18 protein-coding genes are annotated in these 19666 nt (G+C 65.6%); 8 read left to right on the top strand and 10 right to left on the bottom strand.

The genetic code is table 11. The annotated features are described in order from the left end of the window. Positions 1-85: 85 nt before the first annotated feature. The 3 genes from KHN93_RS19620 to KHN93_RS19610 form a co-directional block, all read right to left on the bottom strand. A complete protein-coding gene (locus tag KHN93_RS19620) occupies positions 86-679 on the bottom strand; it encodes a DUF4142 domain-containing protein (protein ID WP_039521011.1) in 594 nt (197 codons plus the stop codon). A 93-nt stretch (positions 680-772) separates the two neighbouring features. Continuing rightward, positions 773-1039 carry a hypothetical protein gene (locus tag KHN93_RS19615; protein ID WP_026064358.1) on the bottom strand — a complete coding sequence of 89 codons (267 nt, stop codon included), beginning with the start codon at positions 1037-1039 and terminating at the stop codon, positions 773-775. A 42-nt stretch (positions 1040-1081) separates the two neighbouring features. Further along, positions 1082-1363, bottom strand: coding sequence for a hypothetical protein (locus tag KHN93_RS19610; protein ID WP_016902660.1), 282 nt, complete (start codon positions 1361-1363; stop codon positions 1082-1084). A 683-nt stretch (positions 1364-2046) separates the two neighbouring features. Between KHN93_RS19610 and KHN93_RS19605 the strand changes: the two genes are divergently transcribed. Together KHN93_RS19605 and KHN93_RS19600 are read left to right on the top strand one after the other, a co-directional pair. Then, positions 2047-3147 (top strand): DUF3182 family protein, encoded by a 1101-nt coding sequence (locus KHN93_RS19605; RefSeq protein WP_104560482.1) that lies wholly within the window; start codon positions 2047-2049, stop codon positions 3145-3147. Then, the gene (locus tag KHN93_RS19600) at positions 3147-4013 is read left to right on the top strand and encodes an alpha/beta hydrolase family protein (RefSeq protein WP_039521007.1); all 867 of its coding nucleotides are present in this window, start codon (positions 3147-3149) and stop codon (positions 4011-4013) included. The genes KHN93_RS19605 and KHN93_RS19600 overlap by 1 nt, the downstream gene beginning before the upstream one ends. Before the next feature lie 114 nt (positions 4014-4127). Here KHN93_RS19600 and KHN93_RS19595 read toward each other — a convergent pair whose 3' ends face one another. Together KHN93_RS19595 and fabR are read right to left on the bottom strand one after the other, a co-directional pair. Next, on the bottom strand, positions 4128-4940 hold the full coding sequence (locus KHN93_RS19595) for a hypothetical protein (RefSeq protein ID WP_016902664.1): 813 nt from the start codon (positions 4938-4940) through the stop codon (positions 4128-4130). A 623-nt stretch (positions 4941-5563) separates the two neighbouring features. Beyond that, on the bottom strand, positions 5564-6211 hold the full coding sequence (gene fabR / locus KHN93_RS19590) for an HTH-type transcriptional repressor FabR (protein ID WP_016902665.1): 648 nt from the start codon (positions 6209-6211) through the stop codon (positions 5564-5566). 93 nt (positions 6212-6304) lie between these two features. On the opposite strand from fabR, the gene KHN93_RS19585 reads away from it, so the two are divergent. Continuing rightward, positions 6305-7381 carry a ferredoxin reductase gene (locus tag KHN93_RS19585; RefSeq protein ID WP_026064359.1) on the top strand — a complete coding sequence of 359 codons (1077 nt, stop codon included), beginning with the start codon at positions 6305-6307 and terminating at the stop codon, positions 7379-7381. A gap of 9 nt (positions 7382-7390) precedes the next feature. Then, positions 7391-8515 carry a fatty acid desaturase family protein gene (locus tag KHN93_RS19580; protein ID WP_024939708.1) on the top strand — a complete coding sequence of 375 codons (1125 nt, stop codon included), beginning with the start codon at positions 7391-7393 and terminating at the stop codon, positions 8513-8515. A 315-nt stretch (positions 8516-8830) separates the two neighbouring features. On the opposite strand, the gene KHN93_RS19575 is transcribed toward KHN93_RS19580, so the two are convergent. Next, positions 8831-10390, bottom strand: coding sequence for an EAL domain-containing protein (locus KHN93_RS19575; protein WP_039520995.1), 1560 nt, complete (start codon positions 10388-10390; stop codon positions 8831-8833). A 382-nt stretch (positions 10391-10772) separates the two neighbouring features. Here KHN93_RS19575 and KHN93_RS19570 point away from each other — a divergent pair, with 382 nt between their 5' ends. Beyond that, complete coding sequence (locus KHN93_RS19570; protein ID WP_010374782.1) at positions 10773-10949, top strand: hypothetical protein; 177 nt, start codon at positions 10773-10775, stop codon at positions 10947-10949. A gap of 610 nt (positions 10950-11559) precedes the next feature. Here KHN93_RS19570 and KHN93_RS19565 read toward each other — a convergent pair. From KHN93_RS19565 to ubiK, 3 genes are all read right to left on the bottom strand, one after another. Next, complete coding sequence (locus KHN93_RS19565) at positions 11560-12069, bottom strand: lipocalin family protein (RefSeq protein ID WP_211921157.1); 510 nt, start codon at positions 12067-12069, stop codon at positions 11560-11562. A 281-nt stretch (positions 12070-12350) separates the two neighbouring features. Continuing rightward, complete coding sequence (locus KHN93_RS19560) at positions 12351-13871, bottom strand: YifB family Mg chelatase-like AAA ATPase (RefSeq protein ID WP_211921155.1); 1521 nt, start codon at positions 13869-13871, stop codon at positions 12351-12353. 15 nt (positions 13872-13886) lie between these two features. Next, positions 13887-14165 carry a ubiquinone biosynthesis accessory factor UbiK gene (ubiK, locus tag KHN93_RS19555; RefSeq protein ID WP_016904462.1) on the bottom strand — a complete coding sequence of 93 codons (279 nt, stop codon included), beginning with the start codon at positions 14163-14165 and terminating at the stop codon, positions 13887-13889. Between the two features lie 190 nt (positions 14166-14355). Here ubiK and KHN93_RS19550 point away from each other — a divergent pair, with 190 nt between their 5' ends. Beyond that, positions 14356-14694 (top strand): P-II family nitrogen regulator, encoded by a 339-nt coding sequence (locus tag KHN93_RS19550; protein WP_016904463.1) that lies wholly within the window; start codon positions 14356-14358, stop codon positions 14692-14694. Between the two features lie 452 nt (positions 14695-15146). Beyond that, positions 15147-17129, top strand: a complete 1983-nt coding sequence (locus tag KHN93_RS19545) for a glycoside hydrolase family 84 protein (protein WP_211921153.1) — start codon at positions 15147-15149, stop codon at positions 17127-17129. Between the two features lie 357 nt (positions 17130-17486). Here KHN93_RS19545 and KHN93_RS19540 read toward each other — a convergent pair whose 3' ends face one another. Next, on the bottom strand, positions 17487-18161 hold the full coding sequence (locus KHN93_RS19540; RefSeq protein ID WP_046344826.1) for an RIO1 family regulatory kinase/ATPase domain-containing protein: 675 nt from the start codon (positions 18159-18161) through the stop codon (positions 17487-17489). Positions 18162-18770: 609 nt separating this feature from the next. Between KHN93_RS19540 and KHN93_RS19535 the strand changes: the two genes are divergently transcribed. Further along, a complete protein-coding gene (locus tag KHN93_RS19535; RefSeq protein ID WP_104560472.1) occupies positions 18771-19598 on the top strand; it encodes a hypothetical protein in 828 nt (275 codons plus the stop codon). Positions 19599-19666 lie beyond the last annotated feature (68 nt).

The raw sequence follows: 19666 nt of genomic DNA, 5'->3' as shown, positions 1-19666 counted from the left end.
CGTCCATCGGCAAGATCGGCAAGGCCCAAACGCAAACGCGCCGGACAGGCCGGCGCGTTGGGTGCTTGCAGACGCTGCAACGGGCTCAGCGCGAGGAGGACACCGCGTGGGCACGCTCGAAGTGCGCCGACACCACGCGCCGGCTTTCTTCCAGATGCTGCTTGACCGGTGCGCTTTCGGCGGCGGGCAGCAGTTCGGCGTCGATGATCTTGATGGTGTCGCCGTGGTCGCTGACCATCGTGCGCAGGAAGGCATTGCGGTAGGCGTCCTTGCCATCGGGCAGGGTCGCTGTCTTTGCCAGTGCATCCACCGCTGCCTTGCCCTTGGCGCGCATTGCATCGGCACGCGGGCTGTCGGTGGCACCCAGTGCCTTGCTCTTTTCCAGGTTGGCTTCGTGGTCGTGCAGCAGCTGCTTGGCGAAGGTGTCGGTGGCGCCGCCCAGATCCTGGGAGATGGCCTGCTTAGCCAGCGCGATTTCGTTTTCATCCAGCGCCGCCAGCACGCCGAGCACGGCGGGATCGCCCTTGGCCAGTTCGGCAGCGCCGGTGCCGCTGACCGGTGCGGCAGTCGGCTCGGGCGATACTGCCGGCGCAGTCCGCGAGGCGTCGCCGCCAGGGCGATCGCAGGCAGTCAGGGAGAGCATGGCAAGGAGCGATGTCGCGACGAGAAGGGATTTCATGGAGGTCCTAAAGAATGCGGCCAATACTGCCGACGGTGAAATGCAAAGGAGCCGCTACGCGGCTCCGGTGATGCGTGGATCGGCGCCTGCCGGTCAGGCCAGCTGCGCCTGAGCGGCTGCGCCAAGGCCCAAAGATCTGGCTGGCGTACGCACGGTGTCCTGTGCGGTGCGGCACACGCGCGCCATGCGTGCGGTGCGCTCGCGAATCAACGCGTGTTCGCTGGCCGGGGCACTGCCCAGCAAGCTGGCGACATGGAAGCCTAGGATGTCCTCCGCGCGGTCGCCCTGGTCACTGACGATGTGCGGAACCAGCCGCTCCAATCGCTCCAGCTCCTGCTGCACTTGATACGGGGTTTTCATGATGCTCTCCAATGAGTAACGGTCCTGCTCAATACGTGCTGCTCAACTATTGCGTGTGCCCAGCCGCTGCCAGCAATCGGTAGCCAACTGTTCGTAGTTGGACTGGGTGCTGGATGAGATGAAGTGATGCTCCAGGCGGTCGCGAAACAGGCGCAGACGTTCCTGATCGCTCGAACGCGGTGCCTGCAGGTAGATATCGCAGGCCATTTTCACCACCGGGGACAATTCGCTGAACTTGCCTGCACCCAGGTTGCCCTGCGCGTGCCGCGCCTGCCAATGCGCGATTTCGGCCTGTACATCGATGACGGATGGGTCTCTGCTCATGACTTCGCGTGGTCCGGGTTAAACAAACTTGACATGCAGGGTAACTGCGGCTGTGTCAACGAATGATCATCGAACCCGACTATTCAACGCACTGCGGCGGTGCGTGCTTAACTGGTCAGCTTGCATTTGCGCCTCTACACGCTGCGTATGCAGGCAATGTCGCGCGTGGATTGCAGTTGTGATCGAAGTCGTAACGTCGTGCTGAGCAATAGCCAGCAATCGATTGCATTGGCTGAAATGTCGGCCATCGAGGTGTGAGGCTTGCCATCGCGCATAGGCTGATAGGGGCGTTGATGAGTGATAAAACGCCCACGCAATGCCGCAATTTACGGAAGATTCTGAATCGTTCCACACTTGTGTAACGTCTGATGCTTAGGATGTGGGATGACTTTAGGGAGATGAGAGTACTCAGGATGCAGGACAGCGAAAGCAGCCGTAAGCCGCAAGCCGCCAGCGGTACCTCCGAAGCACGCGTGTGGTGGCATGCCTTGGTGGAGCTACGAGGGGGACGTGTCGCCATCAGCTTGATCGTCGTCCTTGCGATCGTATTTGCGTTCTATCTGACGCTGAAATAAGCCGGTTCTCCCGGGCATCGCGTAGCGCTGCATCAATGCCTGCGTGCGTCTCAACTGTTTGAACAAGCCAGCAACGGCACGCAGCTCGACGCTGCGAGGGGAGACGTGATGGCGCACAAGCAGTACTGCCAGGTCGTGGGGCATGTCACGCGGCCGGTGCCCGAGTACGGTCACGAGCGTGCCACGCATGCCTGGGTCTGCGGCGAAATTGCGCGATTGTTGGGCGTACGCGGCGCAGGGCATGCCAGTGACTCCAAGCATGCTGTCCCCAAGACCGTGTTTCATGTGCCCGATGAGACCTTGACCTCGCAACAGGCGCATGGACTCGGTATCGATGACGCGGCGGACCTGCTGGGCGGCATCGTGCCGCATGCCTTCCTGGCGACCAAGGTGATCGGCCACCCGCTCATTGGCGACCACGCAGCCAGCATCGCCGGATGGAACCAAGCACTGGCTACCGCGCTGATCCCGGCAACACTGGCGGGCTATACGGTGTTTTCGCGCATCGATGCCCTGCGTGCATTGGAGATCCTGCTTCCGGATGGCGGTGTGCGACTCAAACTGCCGACCGGCGTGGGTGGCAATGGCCAATGGCGTATCGCTGGTGCAGCGCACCTCGCGCAGGTGCTGGATAGCCTGCCGGAGCACTATCTGGGCACGCATGGCGCGGTGCTGGAGCGCAATATCCTGCAGCCCGTGACGCACAGCGTGGGCGAGCTCTGCGTCGCTGGTGTCCAGATCGCCTATTACGGCACGCAATGCAGCGTGCGCAACATGCAGGATGAAGAGGTCTACGGCGGCTCGTCGCTGCATGTGTATCGCGGATCGCTCGAGGCACTGGCCATGACCGCGCTACCGTCGCTGCAGCGGCGCGTGGTCGAGCAGGCCTGCAGATACGATCGATTCATCACCGCCGCCTATCCTGGGTTGCACATCTCGCGGCGCAACTACGACGTGGTCAGCGGCGACGATGGGCAGGCCGGTCCGGTCTGCGGTGTGCTGGAGCAATCCTGGCGCGTCGGCGGCGCGACACCGGCCGAGCTTGCCGCGATCTCCAGCTTTCAGGATGACGCCAACCTGCAGTGGGTGCACGCATCCACGCATGAGATCTATCAGGGCGAACCGCCCGCGGATGCGCAGATCTACTACCGCGCAGAGCGCGCCGGGCCGGGTCCGCGCTTCAAATACAGGAGGGTATCCACCCCATAATGGAAGCCAAACTTTCCAGCATCCAGATCCCGGTCGACCAGGACGAACTCAGCGGCACCTTGCTGACGCCCACCGGCATTCCCGCCGTGTTGTTCGTCCATGGTTGGGGCGGCAGCCAGCACCACAGCCTGGTGCGTGCGCGCGAAGCGGTTGGCCTGGGCTGCATCTGCATGACCTTCGACCTGCGCGGTCACGAAGGCTATGCGTCGATGCGCCAGAGCGTGACACGCGCGCAGAACCTGGACGACATCAAGGCCGCCTACGATCAGCTCGCTGGCCTGCCGTACGTCGATCCGCAGTCGATCGCGGTGGTCGGGCTCAGTTACGGCGGCTACCTGTCGGCATTGCTGACGCGCGAACGCCCGGTGGAATGGCTGGCGTTACGCTCGCCCGCGCTCTACAAGGACGAGCACTGGGATCACCCCAAGGTGAGCCTCAACGCCGATCCAGAGTTGATGGATTACCGGCAACGCGTGCTGACCCCTGACGACAATATCGCCCTGGCGGCCTGTGCCGATTACAAGGGCGATGTACTGTTGGTGGAGGCGCAACACGATGTGATCGTGCCGCATCCGGTGTTGCGCAACTACGCCAATGCCTTCGTCAACGCGCGCTCGCTGAGTGCACGCGTGATTGCCGGTGCCGACCATGCATTGAGCGTCAAGGAACACCAACAGGAATACACGCGCACGCTGATCGACTGGCTCACCGAAATGGTGGTCGGCCGGCGCATCGCCCTGGCCAAGGAAGTGGTGGCCGCGCGCAAGCAGAGGCTCAAGCAGCAGGGCGATGCGCCAGCCTCGCCTGGGCAAGGCGCGAACGAGTTCCGCGGCGATATCCGCGCGGTGGAGAACAGCTCCAGCTGATCACGCGTTCGCCAAGGCGTCTCGTGCCTAATGGCGCTTTCGACAAAAAAGAACGGGCCCCTCGGGCCCGTTCTTTTTCAACTTTAGCGTTGTTTAACGCCAGGTTGTCATGACTTAGACGCGCGGGTCGGTCGGATTGCGACGTGCCGCCTCATCGTGATTCTCGGAATCGAAGGCTTCGCGCACTGCGTGCTTGGCCTTTTCCCAGCTCAGGCGCGAGTTGGACTTGAAACGGTCCCAGCCATCGCCCAGGTCGCGTTCCAGATGGTCGTCCCACTGGCGGCCGGCATGTTGCTGGCGCGCCTGCATGCCATAACGATAGGCCGGACGATAATCGTCATAGGAATACTCGGCATCGCGATAGCTCGCGCTGTCGAAGCGGCCTTCGTAATGCGTGTCGCCCTCACGATAGACGCTGTGCGTGCGATCGGCGCGTTCCCAGGCATCGCGCGCGGCAAGGCGCGCTTCTTCCCATTCCAGCCGCGATTCACCGCGATTGCGCGGCCACTCGCCGGCCAGGGTCGCTTCGGTTTCTTCCCAGGTGCTGGTCGGCCGCGTTTCGCGCGCCTGCAGGCCAAAGCCGTAGACGGTGGCGTAATCGCGGTCGTAATCGGTGCCTTCCTTATAGTAAGGACGGTTCTGATGTTCCTGGCGCCAGTATTCGGTTTCCACCGTCGGGTCCAGGCGCTCGGCCACGCCCTTGCCGGCTGCAGCGCCGGCCACCACGCCGACAGCAGCGCCGATCAAGGTGCCCAGCGGGCCGAACACCGTGCCGGCCAGCGCGCCTGCTGCAGCGCCGCCTGCGATGCCGCCCACACCGACACCCACCGGATGCGAACCGGGTGCACCGGAGATCGGATCACGATTCAAATCCTGCGCTTCGGCCTTGCGTTCCTGCTTGTCGAGAGGGGTATCGTGGTTGCTCATGTCGTCTCCGGGGTGGCTGTAGGTGCGTCTGTCGAGCAGATCGCGAACGTGGCGCCACCTTGGACAGGGCGGAGTGAAACGCATGTGCTTGGACGTGAGTGCCGTCGCGACAAGACTGAACTGTGCATCCGCCGCTATGGATGAGGTTGCTGATGTCAGCTTGCAACATCGCGCTCAAGCAAGTTCATCGTGCGGGTCTTTTGATTAAGGCCTCGACTTGTTGGTGTGGACGGATAATCTCGACCACGTCGTCAGCCGATGACGCCAAGCTTTTCCCCGCAAAGCGGTGGTCTGCAGAACGTGCGACCGTAGCGCGCTGCAGGTCGTTGAAATACCTCCCGATGCAAGCAGGCACTGCAGCTGTTGCAGCGATCACTATTTCTGGTTGTCTGTGCGAAACGCAGTACCTGCGACCATGTCGATGCACGGGCGCTCGAATGACGCTCAAAGCGGCAACGCAGGTGGACTGCGCCACCATGACCACAAGGCCATTGACGCACTGACAGTGCAAACGTGCGATGCAATCCGTACGCAGCCAGCCAGGCTGCAACGCTCAACGATCAACGATCAAGCGTCATAGATGAAAGGGGGGCAGGCACGCCGCTTCCAACGTCAAACCACGCTCACCCGCCGTGCGTGCCCAAGGTGCGTGCGCCGGTCAAGATCATGCGCAGCATCTGCGAGATCTGTTCGATCAATTCGGGGTCTTTTTCCGGCGGCGAGTCCATCGCCACCGCGCCCATCGCAAACACCAGCCGGGTGATCGCCTTGGACACCAGCGCCGGTGCATGCAGCTTGGCGTTGTCGGCGGCGGCCAGGCGGATCAGGTCCACCCGCAGCTCGTCTTCGAAATAGCTGAGCTCGCGCTCCACCGCCTGCTTGAATGCATCCGAGCCCACCGCGCCTTCGCGCAGCAAAACATGCAGCAACTTGTCGTCGGCGCGCAGCTGCTCCATGAAGGCTTCGACCGACACGCGGATGACGCTGCGGTCGGTGGAGGTGGCGCGCTGGCGGGCCTGGCCGATGATGGTGCGCAACGAACGCCCGGCCAGATCGATCAAGGCCACCGCCAACTCGTCCATGTCGCGGAACTGGCGATAGAAGCTGTTCGGCGCGATGCCGGCTTCGCGTGCCACCTCGCGCAGGCTCAACGTGGACAGGCTGCGATGCGGTCCGATCAGCGACAGCGCCGCGGCGATCAGGTCCTCGCGTGAAATCGCCGGCTTGCGCGACGGCGGCGCGTCTTGGGAAGGCAGGGCGATGGAGGTCATGAGGCGGCAGCCGGGCGTGGGCCTGAATCATAGCTCCTCTGATCGATATACAACTGTATACACGGCTGTGCATGCATGCGTATAGTGCAATCCATGAACCTGGCATCTCCTCCCAAGTCCAAGTCCCCGTTGCCGACGCGTCTGGCGCGGCGGCTGGTGTCGCCGCAGCTGTTCGACTTCTGGGCAACCCGGCTCAACCCGCTGTGGACCCTGGAGCGGCCGATGGCCCGCCTGGTCGCGCGCACGGCCGCTAGCCGCGATGCGGTGACCCTGGTGCTGCGACCAAATGGCCACTGGCAGGGCCTGCAGGCCGGCCAGCACGTGAGCCTGGGCGTAGAGATCGATGGTCGCCGCCTGCTGCGCAGCTACAGCCCGACCGTGCTGGCCGATGGCCGCCTGGCGATCACCGTCAAGGCGATCGAGGGCGGGCTGGTCAGCCGCTACCTGGCCGGCGCTGCGCCGATCGGGACGGTGGTGTCGCTGGATCCGGCCTTCGGCGACATGCTGCTGCCGACCACCCCGACGCCGCTGTTGCTGCTGGCTGCCGGCTCGGGCATCACCCCGATGCGCGCGTTGCTGCAGGCCGCCGCGCAGGCCGGTATGCCGATGGACGTGGACCTGCTGTACTGGGTGCGCCAGCGCGACGAAGCCTGCTTCGTCGACGAATTCGAGGCGATGGCCGCCGCCCATCCGCGCTTGCGCGTACGGCTGCTGACCACCCGCGAAGGCGCCACGCCGGCGGCGCGCATCGATACCTATCCGTTGGAGCAGATCGCCGATCTCTCCAGCCGTCACGTCATGGTCTGCGGGCCGGGCGGTTTCGTGCAGGCGGCGCGTGCGCGCCTGCAGGGCCGCGTGGCCGCGTTCCAGGCCGAAGCCTTCAGCGTGCCGACGCTGGAAGACGGCGAAACCGGTGACGTGCAGGTCCAGCTGTCACGCAGCGGCCGTACGCTCAGCCTGCCGCGCGGCCAGTCGCTGCTGGAAGGACTGGAAGCACAAGGCCTGCGCCCGAAATACGGCTGCCGCATGGGCATCTGCAACAGCTGCGCCTGCGCGCGCCAGTCCGGCACCACGCGCCACCTGTTGACCGGTGAGCGCAGCAACGAACCCACCGCACAGGTCCGCCTGTGCATCAGTGCCCCGAGCACTGACCTGATCCTGGATCTGTAAGGAATCTTCATGAGCCGAGTCCATAACCGCGCCCTGTCCGCTGCCGAACTGCAGTCCTTCGGCGACGAGCTCGATGCCATCCGCGCCCGCGTGCAGAGCCAGGTCGGCGCCGCCGATGCCCGGTACATCCGCCGCATCGTGGCGGCGGTGCGCTGGACCGGCGTGGCTGGTCGCGCGCTGCTGTTCCTGGGCGCGTTCGTGCACAGCGTGCTGATCCCGGCCTGGATCGCCGGCGTGGTGCTGCTGACCCTGTCCAAGATCCTGGAGAACATGGAGCTGGGCCACAACGTCATGCACGGCCAGTACGACTGGATGGGCGACCCGCAGCTCAACGGCAACACCTACGAGTGGGACATCGTTGCCACCGGCGACAACTGGCGCAAGACGCACAACTTCAAGCACCACACCTATACCAACGTGCGCGGCATGGACGACGACATCGGCTACGGCCTGCTGCGCATTTTCCCCGAGCAGCGCTGGCGTCCGTTCTACCTGCTGCAGCCGTTCGTGGCGGTGTTCTTTGCGCTGCTGTTCGAATGGGGCGTGGCCATCCAGGACCTGCGCCTGGGCCGCTGGTTCGCCGGCAAGATGAAGGCGGCCGAATTGCGCGCCTCGTTCCTGCCGGTCGGCCGCAAGATGGGCCGCCAGATGCTCAAGGACTACATCGTGTTCCCGCTGCTGGCCGGCCCGTTCTTCCTGACCGTGCTGCTGGGCAACCTGGCGGCCAACGTGCTGCGCAGCATCTGGACCTTCGTGATCATCTTCTGCGGCCACTTCACCGCCGATGCGGAAGTGTTCCCGAAGGAATCGATCCGCAACGAGTCGCGCGGCCACTGGTATCTGCGTCAGCTGCGGGGTTCCTCGAACCTCACCGGTGGCAAGCTGATGAACGTGCTGTCGGGCAATCTGAGCCACCAGATCGAGCATCACTTCTACCCGGACCTGCCGGCCAATCGCTACGCGCAGATTGCGGTCGAGGTGAAGCAGGTCTGTGCGCGCTACGGCCAGCACTACAACACCGGCTCGCTGCCGCGTCAGTTCGGCCAGGTGATGTGGCGGATCGTGCGGCACGCGTTCCCGAGCCGGCCCAAGCCGGTACGCCGCCAACGCGAAGGCGCCTTGCAGAGCGCCTGATCGAAAGGGCCGCCATTGGCGGCCCTTTTTTTTGGGGTGCAGTCAGTCCCTGCCGGATCGCCACACGAGATTGCGCCTTGCCGGGTGCTCAGCATCGGTACTTGTGGCAGGAGGTGAACGCAAAGCGGTAGCGCAGCTCGGGCAACACGCGTTCGGGCAATTTGAGCTTGCGTGCGGGCGAGATCAGCGCCTGCGCTGCGATTCGAGCATGCCGTGCGCGCATACCGTTTATTGCGGTGCCCGGATCGCCGTGGCTGTTGGTCGACTGCGCATCCTGACGGTCCAGGTCAGTGCGGGGCGCCGTACTGGCGCCGGTCAGTGCGCGACGCCACGCATCAGTGCGTGGTAGGCGATGAAGCCGGTGGCCGGCAGCGCGCGCGAGAATAGCCAGCCCTGCGCCAGATCCACGCCGTGCGCGCGCAGATAGTCCAGCTGCTCCTGCCGCTCCACGCCTTCGGCAATGGTGCGCAACTGCAGCGTCTTGGCCATGTCGATGATGTGCGAGGTCACCGCGCTGGTGGCCGAGTGGGTGCCGATGGTATCCACGAACGACTTGTCGATCTTCAGCGCGTCCAGCGGCAAGCCTTGCAGGTACTGCAGGCTCGAGTACCCGGTGCCGAAGTCGTCGATCGACACCGTGTGGCCGGCACCGCGCAGGTGGGTGATGGTGGTACGTGCCGCTTCGATGTCCATCAGGCTGCGTTCGGTCGCCTCCACCCACAACTGCCCGCTGTCCACACTAGTGCCGTGCAGCGCCTGCGCAAGCACGGTCTGCACACGGCCGCTCTTGATGTCTTCGGCGGAGACATTGATGGCCACGTGCAGGGAGGGGTCGGTCGCCAGGGTGGGGCCGAGGTCGCGGATGACTTCGGCCACCACCAGATCGGTGATCGGCAGGATCAAACCGCTTTCTTCGGCCAGCGGGATGAAGGCATCGGGCGGGATCAGCACGCCATCGGGTTGCTGCCAGCGCACCAGCGCCTCGGCACCGACGCAGGCACCGGTGTCCAGCGCGATGATCGGCTGGTAATGCACGACGAACTCGTTGCGCTGGACCGCGATCTCCAGCCGTGCCAGCGGCGACAACCGCCGCCGCGATACCCAGATCACCAGGCTGACCAACAGCAGCGCCAGCGCAATGCCGACCGGTACCACCTGCAGCCGCGCCGCCGCCAGCGGCCCGCGCAGATAGGCCGCCGGCTCGGTGACGACCGCGGCCCAGTCGCCGCGGCGGTCGCGGCCGGACAACACCTGGCCATCTGCGTCGGTGCCAGATGCATCGGTCGGCGGTGCGATCAGCAGCCGCTCGGCGGCAGTGCCGGTGCTGCTCAGGATCTGCCCGTCCGGCGTGCCGATTGCCAACTGCAGGCCGGGCGGCAGATTGATGTCGGTCAGCGTGGTCGGATTGATCAGGACGTTGTAGTCGCGCAGCTGCAAGGCCATCAGCGGGTGTTGCGGATTGGCCAACGGACGCAGCCGCGTGGTGACCGCGATGCCGCGCTTGACCACGAAGTCGGCCGTGGTGTGGGCAACGGTCGCCGGCGATGGTCCCCACGAGGTGCAGCGCAACCGGCCCTGCTGCATGTATCCCAGTTCGACGATGTAGTGACTGGCCAGCACCAGCGCGCGCATCTGCCCCAGATGCGATTGGGAGCAGGGCTGCAGCTGCGATGCGGCCATGCTCAGGAGCGCACCATGCGCCTCGTCGAAGGCGGTGTCGGTGCGCCGGATCGACAGTGCCGCGAGCTGCGCGAGCTTACTTTCCTCGCGGTCCAGCGCAAGCCGCCATGCCAGGTAGTAGGACAGGCTGACCGGAAGCGTTGCGCACAGCACTACCAGCAACACGGTCAGACTGATGATGCGTTGACGCTTCACCTCACCACCCACATCTGCGTGGAGGCGTGCTCACGCACAACAGCCCGTGCAGAGCGGCGCTGACATGCATCGCCCCACGAATGGCGTGGCGTATTTGCGCCGCGCATGGACGTGCCGCGCGAGGACGCTGGAGACAGTGACGGTGGACTGATGAGGCTGCACGTCGCGAATGTACGACAGACGCGCGGGTTGCGCGCGTCCGCGGGGCGAAGCAGATGTGATTTTCTGCAAATGACGGTGCCGGAAGGCGTGGTAATCGGCCTCGTCAATGGATTCACGCGCCTGCCCCAGGCGGCGCGCTAGGGTCGGGTGGTCTGTGCTCCCAAGCGGGAGACGCGGCGCCATCCGGCCCCGTGCAAGGCACTTTCCTGGAGGAATCACCATGACAACGCAGAAAGAACGCGTCGGCGGCACCGATGCAGTGCCGATCTTCAAGATGCAGGAAACCACCCGCGATGGCGAGCTGACCAAGTACGTGGTCGGCGACACCGGCGTCGCCTTCGACAGCCTGGAAGGCGCGCAGGCTGCGGCCAAGGATCTGGGCACGCTCAACGGTTGAGCCGGGCTGCAGTCCGGTCGCCAGTCGTCGAATACCAGATAGGCGAGGGGTGGCAGGTCGAGGGTGCGGCGCCCTCAGCGCTTGCAGGACACGCCGTGCATCCGTCCGTGCAGGCTCCTTGGCGGCATTGAGGCCGCCAAGGGCCCCGCAACTGGTAAGGGCACCGCACCAGCGAGTTGGTCGGCTGCTTTCTTTAAAGCGTGTTCCTGAGCTTGCGGCGGGAAGACGACACGTTTGTCGGTTGCGCGTTGAAAACCTGTCTGCCGCGCGGCTTGGGATGGGAAGCCGGTGGCATAACACCCCATGTCTTGCCTTGCTTGCCTGCGCGCACCGACCATCTCCACTGGGCCTTGCCTGCCTACCGTCGCGGGACCTTACGCGGCATGGATGCCGCGTAAGAGCCTACAGGGATGTACTTGCGGCGTGTCCCGCGATGGTGGGCGGGCAAGGGCCCTGCAGCCAGGCCGCAGATCAGCCGCTGTGGAGTTGGCCTGACTCTACAGTCGAGCTACCCGCAACCCCGATCCCCAAAGACATAAGACATTCGCTGGCCCGTGGTGCGTGCCCTAGCGAGGAAGTTGAAGGCTGCTTTGTCAGCTTGGCGTAGCTGTCAGGGAAGTGGCTGCTCCGTCAGCCGCCCGGTGTGCGGGGTGTGGATCAGCGGGGCCAGATCAAAGCCCTGCTCGCGCGCATGCGCCAGATAAGCCTGGGTGATGTTTTCGTCCAGCTGCGGCAGCCTGGCCAGCAGCCACAGATACTTGCGGTCGGGGCCACCGACCAGCGCGGCGGTGTAGTCCGCATCGATGCGCATCACCCAGTAATCGCCTTTGGTGAAAGGAATCCAGCGCAGGCCTTCCGGCAGGAAGGTGACTTCCAGCCGCGCGTTGCTGTCGTCGATGGCGCGCGCCTGCCCGATTGCTTCTTCCAGCTCGCCTTCGGCGGTCAGGCAGCGGTTCTGCACCCGCACCATGCCATCGTCCTGCAGCGAATAGTGCGCCGACACGTCGGTGCAATCGGCATCCTCGAAGCGAATCGGCAGCCGTGCGATTTCGTACCAGGTGCCCAGATAGCGATTCAGATCCAGGGACGGGACGGTGACTAGGTCGGGAAGTCGGCTCATGGCGGCCTCTGCGCAGTGGTGTGGCGGACGTTGTACGTGCATTGCCATGAAATGGATGTTGCGACGCTGGAGAGAGCATGTGGACGTACCGGCGAATGCAGTGCTGCCCGATGCAAGCACGTGCACGCACCTTGCCGCCGAACCGGCAGCAGATAGCTCTGCGATGGATGCAGCGATCGATCGCATTACCGTTTCGAACTCCTTAGTGTCCCAACGAAACAGCGCGGCATCGTTGTGCGGTGGACGCATGCAGCCACATTGGCGTGTTTGGACCGGTGCTGCTACGCCGCGCTCGCCGTGCCGATGGCGCGATCCAGTTTGCGGTAACCGATGGCCTCGGTCAGATGCTGGGTGGCAATGGCCGCACTGTCGTCGAGATCGGCAATGGTGCGGGCCACGCGCAGGATGCGATGCATCGAGCGTGCGGAGAGCTGCAGGTGTTCGATGGCGCGTTCCAGCAGCACCTGATCGTCGCCTTCCAGGCGGCAGTGATGATCGGTCTGTGCCTGATCCAGTTGTGCGTTGGGTGCGCCGGCACGCGCAAGTTGCCGTTCGCGTGCGGCAACCACGCGGGTACGCATGCTGGCGCTGTCTTCGCCGAGATTGCCGCTGCGCAAGGCTTGCGGGGGCAGTCGCGGCACTTCGACATGCAGGTCGATCCGGTCCAGCAACGGGCCGGAAATGCGGCTGCGGTAGCGGCGGATGCTGTCGCTGCTGCAGCGGCAACGCCCGCTGCCGTCGCCGGCCCATCCGCACGGGCATGGGTTCATGGCAGCAACCAGCTGGAAGCGTGCGGGGAAATCCACGCTGCGCGCTGCGCGCGAGATCGTCACCAGGCCCGATTCCAGGGGCTCGCGCAATACTTCCAGCGTCTGCCGCTGCCACTCGGGCAATTCGTCCAGAAACAGCACGCCGTTGTGGGCCAGCGAGATCTCGCCGGGGCGCGGATGCGTGCCGCCACCGACCAGCGCAACCGCGCTGGCGGTGTGATGCGGGGCCCGATAGGGCCGCTGCCGCCAGCGCGCAAGATCCAGCCCGCGGCCGCTGACCGAGGTGATGGCAGCGGTTTCCAGTGCCTCGGCCTCGCTGGATTCCGGCAACAGGCCGGGCAGGCGCGAGGCGAGCAAAGTCTTGCCGCAGCCCGGGCTGCCGACCAGCAATAAATGGTGACCGCCCGCGGCGGCGATCTCCAGCGCGCGACGCGCGTGCGGCTGGCCGCGCACATCGGCCATGTCGGGCAACGCACGCGCGCCGAGCGCCGGGATCGCCACCTCGGCAGCAGGCGCCCGTTGGCTGCCGTTGAGCGCAGCGCAGACTTCCAGCAGCGTGCGTGCGGTGAAGGCTTCGACGTGCCCGGCGATGGCCGCTTCGGCACCGTTGGCCAGCGGCACGATCAGCCGTCGCCCGGCCTGCGCGGCAGCCAGCGCGGCCGGCAGCACGCCATCGACGCCACGCAACTCGCCGGTCAACGCCAGCTCGCCAAGAAACTCGTAGTCGGCAAGGGTTTGACGATCGATCTGTCCGCTGGCGGCCAGGATGCCGAGGGCGATCGGCAGGTCGAAGCGGCCGCCTTCCTTCGGCAAGTCGGCCGGGGCCAGGTTGATGGTGATGCGCCGGGCGGGAAATTCGAATTGTGCGCACAGCAGCGCCGCACGCACGCGTTCGCGCGATTCGCGCACCGCGGCCTCGGGCAGGCCCACGATCTGGGTGGAGGGAAGCCCGCCGGAGAGATGCACTTCCACCCGAACCTCAGGCGCATGCACCCCCACGCGGGCACGGCTGTGCACCAGCGCCAGACTCATGGTGGAAGGCCCTGGTCAGGGAGCGGCAGGCGGCGCTGTGGGCGTCGTCGCAGGCGCGCGGGCTTCCAGCGCGGCCACGGCCTGTTCCAGCGCGTCGAGTTTTTCGCGCGTGCGCAGCAGCACCGCGCGCTGCACGTCGAACTCTTCGCGGGTGACCAGGTCCAGCTTGCCCAGGCCGGCCTGCAGCGCGCCCTTGAAGGTGCTCTGCAGTTCTTCGCGCGATTGGCGCAGGCCCGGCGGCACCAGGTCGCTAAGGCGGCGGGCGAGGTCGTCGAGCTGGTTGAAATCGATCATGTGTGTTCTCCGCAGGTCCGTAGGAAGCCTAGTGCAGGCCGGACACGCGGGACATCGGCAAGGCAGTCGGCAGGCAGTAAGGATAGTCCCATTCGGCTGTCGGCCGCGGTGACGGCCGCACCCCGCTGGGTGAGTGTTACGGCCGTCCACGGTATGCTGCGCGCCCTGTCATGCCGCTGGATCTGCACCGATGAAAATGATCATGGCCATCGTCAAACCGTTCAAGCTCGACGATGTGCGCGAAGCGCTCGCCGGCTGCGGGGTGGCAGGTATCACGGTCACCGAGGTCAAGGGCTTCGGGCGCCAGAAAGGGCACACCGAGCTGTATCGCGGTGCCGAATACGTGGTCGATTTCCTGCCCAAGGTGAAGATCGAAGTGGCGGTGACCGACGACCAGGCCGAGCGCGTGGTCGAAGCCATCGTGACAGCGGCCGGGACCGGCAAGATCGGCGACGGCAAGGTGTTCGTCTACGACCTGGGCAGCGTGGTGCGCATCCGCACCGGCGAACTGGACAGCGACGCGCTGTAAGGCGTCAGCGGGCAGCGCCTTCGGCCGACATTGCGCCGTTGGTGCTCAGGCGATTGGCTGGTTGCTGAGATACCGCATCCGTCATCGGCGGATTGCCGTGCGCAGCGCCATGGCGTCCACAATTGCGTCGCGGGTCGCTGGTCACCGTGGGCGAGCGGCTTCTGGCTGTCGACGGGCGACGCGTCTGCGAAGCCTTGAGCCGGCTCGATTTCACCCAAGCAGCTGGCCTGGTATACGACCCGAGCGGTGCCATGCCACGCAGCCTGCTCATACCATTTCAATACCGAAGATTGGATCCAGCACCTGGGGCCAGCAGCGGCACAGGCGCCATGCCCGCGAACAAGCTTTTGGCTTCCGGCCTGATTTGAGTGTCCCAAGATCGGCCCGCTTGTCGCCACGCGATGACTTGCCTACTCTAGGCCCTAATACCATTTCAATACCGGAGTTCGGGGATGAAGCGACGCGATAGGAAGTCGGGCTTGCGCCCGCTCTCGCTCTGGCTGGCAGCGGGCCTGGCAGCGGCAACCGTCCCCGCGCTGGCACAGCCAGTCTCCCAGCCGGCGATCTTCCCCACGCCGGTTTCGATCACGCTGCAGGGCGGCACCGTCACGCTGGGGCAATCAGTGGTGCTGGTGGTGGCGCCGGGCGTAGATCCGGAATCGGTCGCGCTGGTACGCCGCATCCTCGGTACGGCCGGCGTCACCAAGATCGCCACCGCGGCGCGTCTGCCAGCCACGCTCGACCGCCCGCACATCGTGCTCGGCACCGGTGAGGCGGCAGTGGTGCGCGATGCGCTGACCCGCAGCAAGGCGGTGCAGGACACCCACAAGGAGGGCTATACGCTCGCCAGCGTGGCGCTCGGCACCGGCAGCCTGATCACGCTGGCCGGCCATGACAACGACGGGCTGTTCCATGCGGCGCAGACGCTGCGCCAGCTGGTCGAGCGCCCGGCCATTCCGACCCTAGCGATCCAGGATCATCCGGCGATGCCGATCCGCGGCACCATCGAAGGCTTCTACGGCGCGCCATGGTCGATGGCCGACCGCAGCAAGCACATCGAGTTTCTCGCCCGCAGCAAGGCCAATACCTTCATCTACAGCCCCAAGGACGACCCGTACGCGCGTGATCGCTGGCGCGACGCATATCCGGCCGCGACGCTGAAGGCACTGGGCAAGCTGGCGGCCACCGCCAGGCGCAACCATGTCGACTTCGTCTATGCGATCTCGCCGGGGCCGACGGTGTGCTTCTCCGATCCGGCCGATGCCAAGGCGCTGCTGCGCAAGTTCGATGCCTTCCGTGCGCTGGGCGTCCGCAGCTTCTACGTGGCTCTGGACGATATCGAATACACCAAGTGGAACTGCGAGCGCGACAAGACCACCTTCGGCGCGTCCGGCGCGCAGGCGGCCGGTATCGCGCAGTCGCATCTGCTCAACCTGGTGCAGGCTGATCTGGTCGCCCGCCACGATGCAGCCTCGGAATTGATCATGGTGCCGACCGAGTATTACGACGCCAAGGAAAGCCCGTACAAGGAAGCGCTGCGCAAACACCTGGACCCGAAGATCGTGGTGCAGTGGACCGGCACCGACGTAGTGCCGCCGGCCATTTCCATTCCCGATGCACGCGCAGCGACTAAGGCGTTCGGCCGCAAGACATTGCTGTGGGACAACTACCCGGTCAACGATTTCGAAACCTCGGCCGGGCGCCTGCTGATGGCGCCGTATGCGCGGCGCGAGGCCGGCCTGTCGGCGGAGTTGTCCGGCATCGTCTCCAACCCGATGAATCAGGAAGTGCCCAGCCGGGTGGCGGTGATGGGGCTGACCGCCTTCGCCTGGAACGACACCGGCTACGACGCCCAGCGCACCTGGCATGCGGCCGCACGCGACCTGGCCGGTGGTGACGCGCAGGTGACCGCCGCGCTGCTGACCTTCTTCGATACCCAGCATCTGGCGCCGACCTTCGGCAGCCAGCCGTGGCAGGAACAGGCGCCGCGGCTGAAGGCGGTGCTCGACCAGGTGCGCGAGACGATTGCGTCGGGCGATGCGGCAGCGCGCAGCCAGGCCATCGCCGAGCTGGCGCGCACGGCCGATGCGTTCGCGGCCGCGCCGCAGACCATTCGCGCAGGCGTGGCCGACAAGGGCTTTGCGGAGCAATCGCGCCCCTGGCTGGAGGCGATGGAAGGCTGGGGGCGCGCGCTGCAGCAGGCCGCGGCCGGCCTGGATGCCGCCAATCGCGGTGACGCGCAGGCGGCAGTTGCGTTTGCCGATGCCAAGCGCATCGCTGCCGAAGCCGCGGCGATCCCCTCGATCCCCGGCGCCACGCGCTTCGGTGGCCCGGTCAAGATCGCCGATGGCGTGCTGGACCGCTTCGTCGCCGACGCGCCGCAATTGATCGCCTACCGCGCGCCGTCGGCAGCCGAAGCGGCCGGCGCGCAGTGAGGAGCCGGGGCGGCGACCGGACGACCGGCTAGCCGCCTGGAGGGCGCCGACGGTGCACGGCATCGGCGCGTACCCCTGTCCACTGTGGTTTCCCCGCGCCGTTGCGCACCAGCTGGCGATTGCTCGCCAGGAAGATCGGTGCACCGTTGGCGTGGCATCGGGATGGCCAGGCTTGCAGCCCGGCGGGTGTGGCCCACGACGCCGGATCAGCATGCGGGACGCAGATCGAATGCGTTGTTGCGCAGGTGCCGGCGCCGGTGCTGGATGCAGGGCGCCGTTGCACGTCACCGGCCAGGCATCGCGCCCGGCGCCCGCTGCATTGGCGGCGGGTGGCCGCGGCCTGCCGGTCAGCAGGTTTCAGTCGGCACTGGTTGGCTGCGCATCGCGCTTCAGGTGCCGATACAGTCGCTTCCAGCTGCCGCGGATGGTGCGTACCCAGCGCGGCTCGGCGCTGCGTGCGGCCTCGTCGGCGGTCGGCGCGATCCCGGCCAGGCGCTGGCGCATCTTCTGGAAATTGGCCAAGTCGCTGCGCTGCAGTTGCCGCGCCAGCGTGCCGCGCCGCAACCAGCGCGGGAAGCGCCACGCCGAGGTGAAATCGATCAGCACCGGCACGCCGGCACTGATTACCACATTGGTGCCGTGCAGATCGTTGTGGGTGATGCCGACGGCGTGCAGGCGGCGCAGCGCCTGCTGCAGCTGCTGGAACACTTCCTGGCCGACCACCGCGCTGGCGCTGAGCGTGTCGCCCGGAATGAACTCCATGCCCAGCGCCAGCCCGCCCAGCGTGCCGAGCAGGGCCGGCGCATGCCGCCAGCCGTGCAGGCGGGCCAGCATCTTGGCCTCGTGCCGCACCATCAGCCGCGCGATCGGCGCCAGCAGCGTACGGCGGTAGCGGCTGTAGTCCTTGACCACCGCCAGTTGCCCATCCAGATGCGTGCGATAGACGTTGGGCTCGAGCAGCCGGGTGCCCTGCTTGAGCAGCACGGGCGTGACGATTTGCAGGCTGGAGGTGTCCAGCGGCTGGTAATGCATGGCAAGTCTCCGGACCTTGGCGGCGCGGAGGAATCACGCGTCTGGCAGGTTCACGATGATCGCGAGGGATCGGTCCGGTGAATTTTAGAACTTGCGAGTACTGAAATTACATTTGTTTAACAAATGAAATGTTCCGGACATGGAACAGCCTTGCTATTCAAGCGGTTGAAGCATTCGGGTTTTGCAAAATCACCGGATCGGACGGCACGCGGGAGCGCTCTGCCGATGCGCTGGGCGGCCACACGCGGCACCGCGGCCGCGGTGCGATCTCGCTCGATCGCAATGGGAGCTGGCGATCGGCTCGCGGCGGATCGGTAGTGGCGGAACATGTCGAAGCTCACCCCGGCAGAGTGCGGTTCGACATACGTCTCGCCGCTTCTTGACAGGCAATGAGACTCCAGACACTGTGCGCGCTGCGGTCAGGGGGCTGCATCACGCGCGCGTCGCGCACATCCACGCCGGTGTGCCACGGCCGGTGCCTTGGGCATTGCAGTGATGCGGGGACGCCCCCGGAGAGATGACAGCAACTGCGCCACTTCCAGACGCCGTCGGGTTCGCCCGCGCGCACACGGATGCGGGAACGATGGGGGACCACTCATGGGGAATACGATGAAAAGGACTGCAACACTGCTGTTGGCCTGCACGGCGCTTGGCGTCACGGCACAGGCTTCAGCGCAATCGCTGTCGCGCGGCTGGGACAGCTACCGGCAGCAGCAAAAGCAGCCGCAGGCCGGTACGCAGGAGGCCCCTGCGCCGGCAGCGCCGCAGTCGCGTCCGTCGCAAGCCGGCAGCGGCGGCGCGCCGACCGCCGTCGGTGGAAGCGGAAGTGCAGGTGTGGTGGACCAGACCCGCGGATTTGCCACCGTCACGGCGCAGACGCCTGCGGTAGATGCGCCGCCTGCGCCGGCGTACGCAGCAGCGCCAGTACCAGCAACGGGCACTGCGCGGACCGAGCAATCGCGTATCGACAGCGGCGCGTTTATCAGCGTGCAGCGTGGTAGGGGCGAGGTGTTCAGTGGCTACAAGCAGGACATGCTTGGCCTCAGTGCCGGCTATCGCTGGCGTGCCGGCTCGGTGACGTTGATCGGGCTCGAGGGATCGGTTGGGCGCCTGGACCGCGGAGACTCGACCGACGATGTCTTTATTCCAGCAGTGAAGTTTGGCGGCATCGGCGGTACGGCCCGCTTCAACTTTGGTGACACTCCACTGTTTGCTGTGGTGCGCATTGGCTCATGGTATGCGGAGGTCGCAGAAATGAGTGATGAAATCTACGGTGGCTACGCGAGCCTCGGCCTGGGCGTCGATATCGGCAAGCACGCGAGTGTGAGCGCGATGTACACCAACTACATTTACGCCAACGATTACTATGACTACGCCGAAGACACCACCATCAATCGTGCCGAAGTACTGAACGCGGCACTCGAAGTCCGCTTCTAATGTAAGCGAACGATCCAGGAACGGCGGGCGGCAGCGTCCGCCCTTCTGCGTCAGATGTAGTTCAACAG

This window comes from Xanthomonas arboricola pv. juglandis (assembly GCF_905367715.1).
GTDB classification, from domain to species: Bacteria; Pseudomonadota; Gammaproteobacteria; order Xanthomonadales; family Xanthomonadaceae; genus Xanthomonas; species Xanthomonas arboricola.
The sequence above is the reverse complement of the archived record's forward strand: the minus strand, read 5'-3'. Positions and strand labels throughout refer to the sequence as shown.

Bases quoted from the DNA above. Each gene is read 5' to 3' on its own strand.
- KHN93_RS19620 (WP_039521011.1), bottom strand. From the start codon at position 679: ATGAAATCCCTTCTCGTCGCGACATCGCTCCTTGCCATGCTCTCCCTG.
- KHN93_RS19615 (WP_026064358.1), bottom strand. From the start codon at position 1,039: ATGAAAACCCCGTATCAAGTGCAGCAGGAGCTGGAGCGATTGGAGCGG.
- KHN93_RS19610 (WP_016902660.1), bottom strand. From the start codon at position 1,363: ATGAGCAGAGACCCATCCGTCATCGATGTACAGGCCGAAATCGCGCAT.
- KHN93_RS19605 (WP_104560482.1), top strand. From the start codon at position 2,047: ATGGCGCACAAGCAGTACTGCCAGGTCGTGGGGCATGTCACGCGGCCG.
- KHN93_RS19600 (WP_039521007.1), top strand. From the start codon at position 3,147: ATGGAAGCCAAACTTTCCAGCATCCAGATCCCGGTCGACCAGGACGAA.
- KHN93_RS19595 (WP_016902664.1), bottom strand. From the start codon at position 4,940: ATGAGCAACCACGATACCCCTCTCGACAAGCAGGAACGCAAGGCCGAA.
- fabR (WP_016902665.1), bottom strand. From the start codon at position 6,211: ATGACCTCCATCGCCCTGCCTTCCCAAGACGCGCCGCCGTCGCGCAAG.
- KHN93_RS19585 (WP_026064359.1), top strand. From the start codon at position 6,305: ATGAACCTGGCATCTCCTCCCAAGTCCAAGTCCCCGTTGCCGACGCGT.
- KHN93_RS19580 (WP_024939708.1), top strand. From the start codon at position 7,391: ATGAGCCGAGTCCATAACCGCGCCCTGTCCGCTGCCGAACTGCAGTCC.
- KHN93_RS19570 (WP_010374782.1), top strand. From the start codon at position 10,773: ATGACAACGCAGAAAGAACGCGTCGGCGGCACCGATGCAGTGCCGATC.
- KHN93_RS19565 (WP_211921157.1), bottom strand. From the start codon at position 12,069: ATGAGCCGACTTCCCGACCTAGTCACCGTCCCGTCCCTGGATCTGAAT.
- KHN93_RS19560 (WP_211921155.1), bottom strand. From the start codon at position 13,871: ATGAGTCTGGCGCTGGTGCACAGCCGTGCCCGCGTGGGGGTGCATGCG.
- ubiK (WP_016904462.1), bottom strand. From the start codon at position 14,165: ATGATCGATTTCAACCAGCTCGACGACCTCGCCCGCCGCCTTAGCGAC.
- KHN93_RS19550 (WP_016904463.1), top strand. From the start codon at position 14,356: ATGAAAATGATCATGGCCATCGTCAAACCGTTCAAGCTCGACGATGTG.
- KHN93_RS19545 (WP_211921153.1), top strand. From the start codon at position 15,147: ATGAAGCGACGCGATAGGAAGTCGGGCTTGCGCCCGCTCTCGCTCTGG.
- KHN93_RS19540 (WP_046344826.1), bottom strand. From the start codon at position 18,161: ATGCATTACCAGCCGCTGGACACCTCCAGCCTGCAAATCGTCACGCCC.
- KHN93_RS19535 (WP_104560472.1), top strand. From the start codon at position 18,771: ATGAAAAGGACTGCAACACTGCTGTTGGCCTGCACGGCGCTTGGCGTC.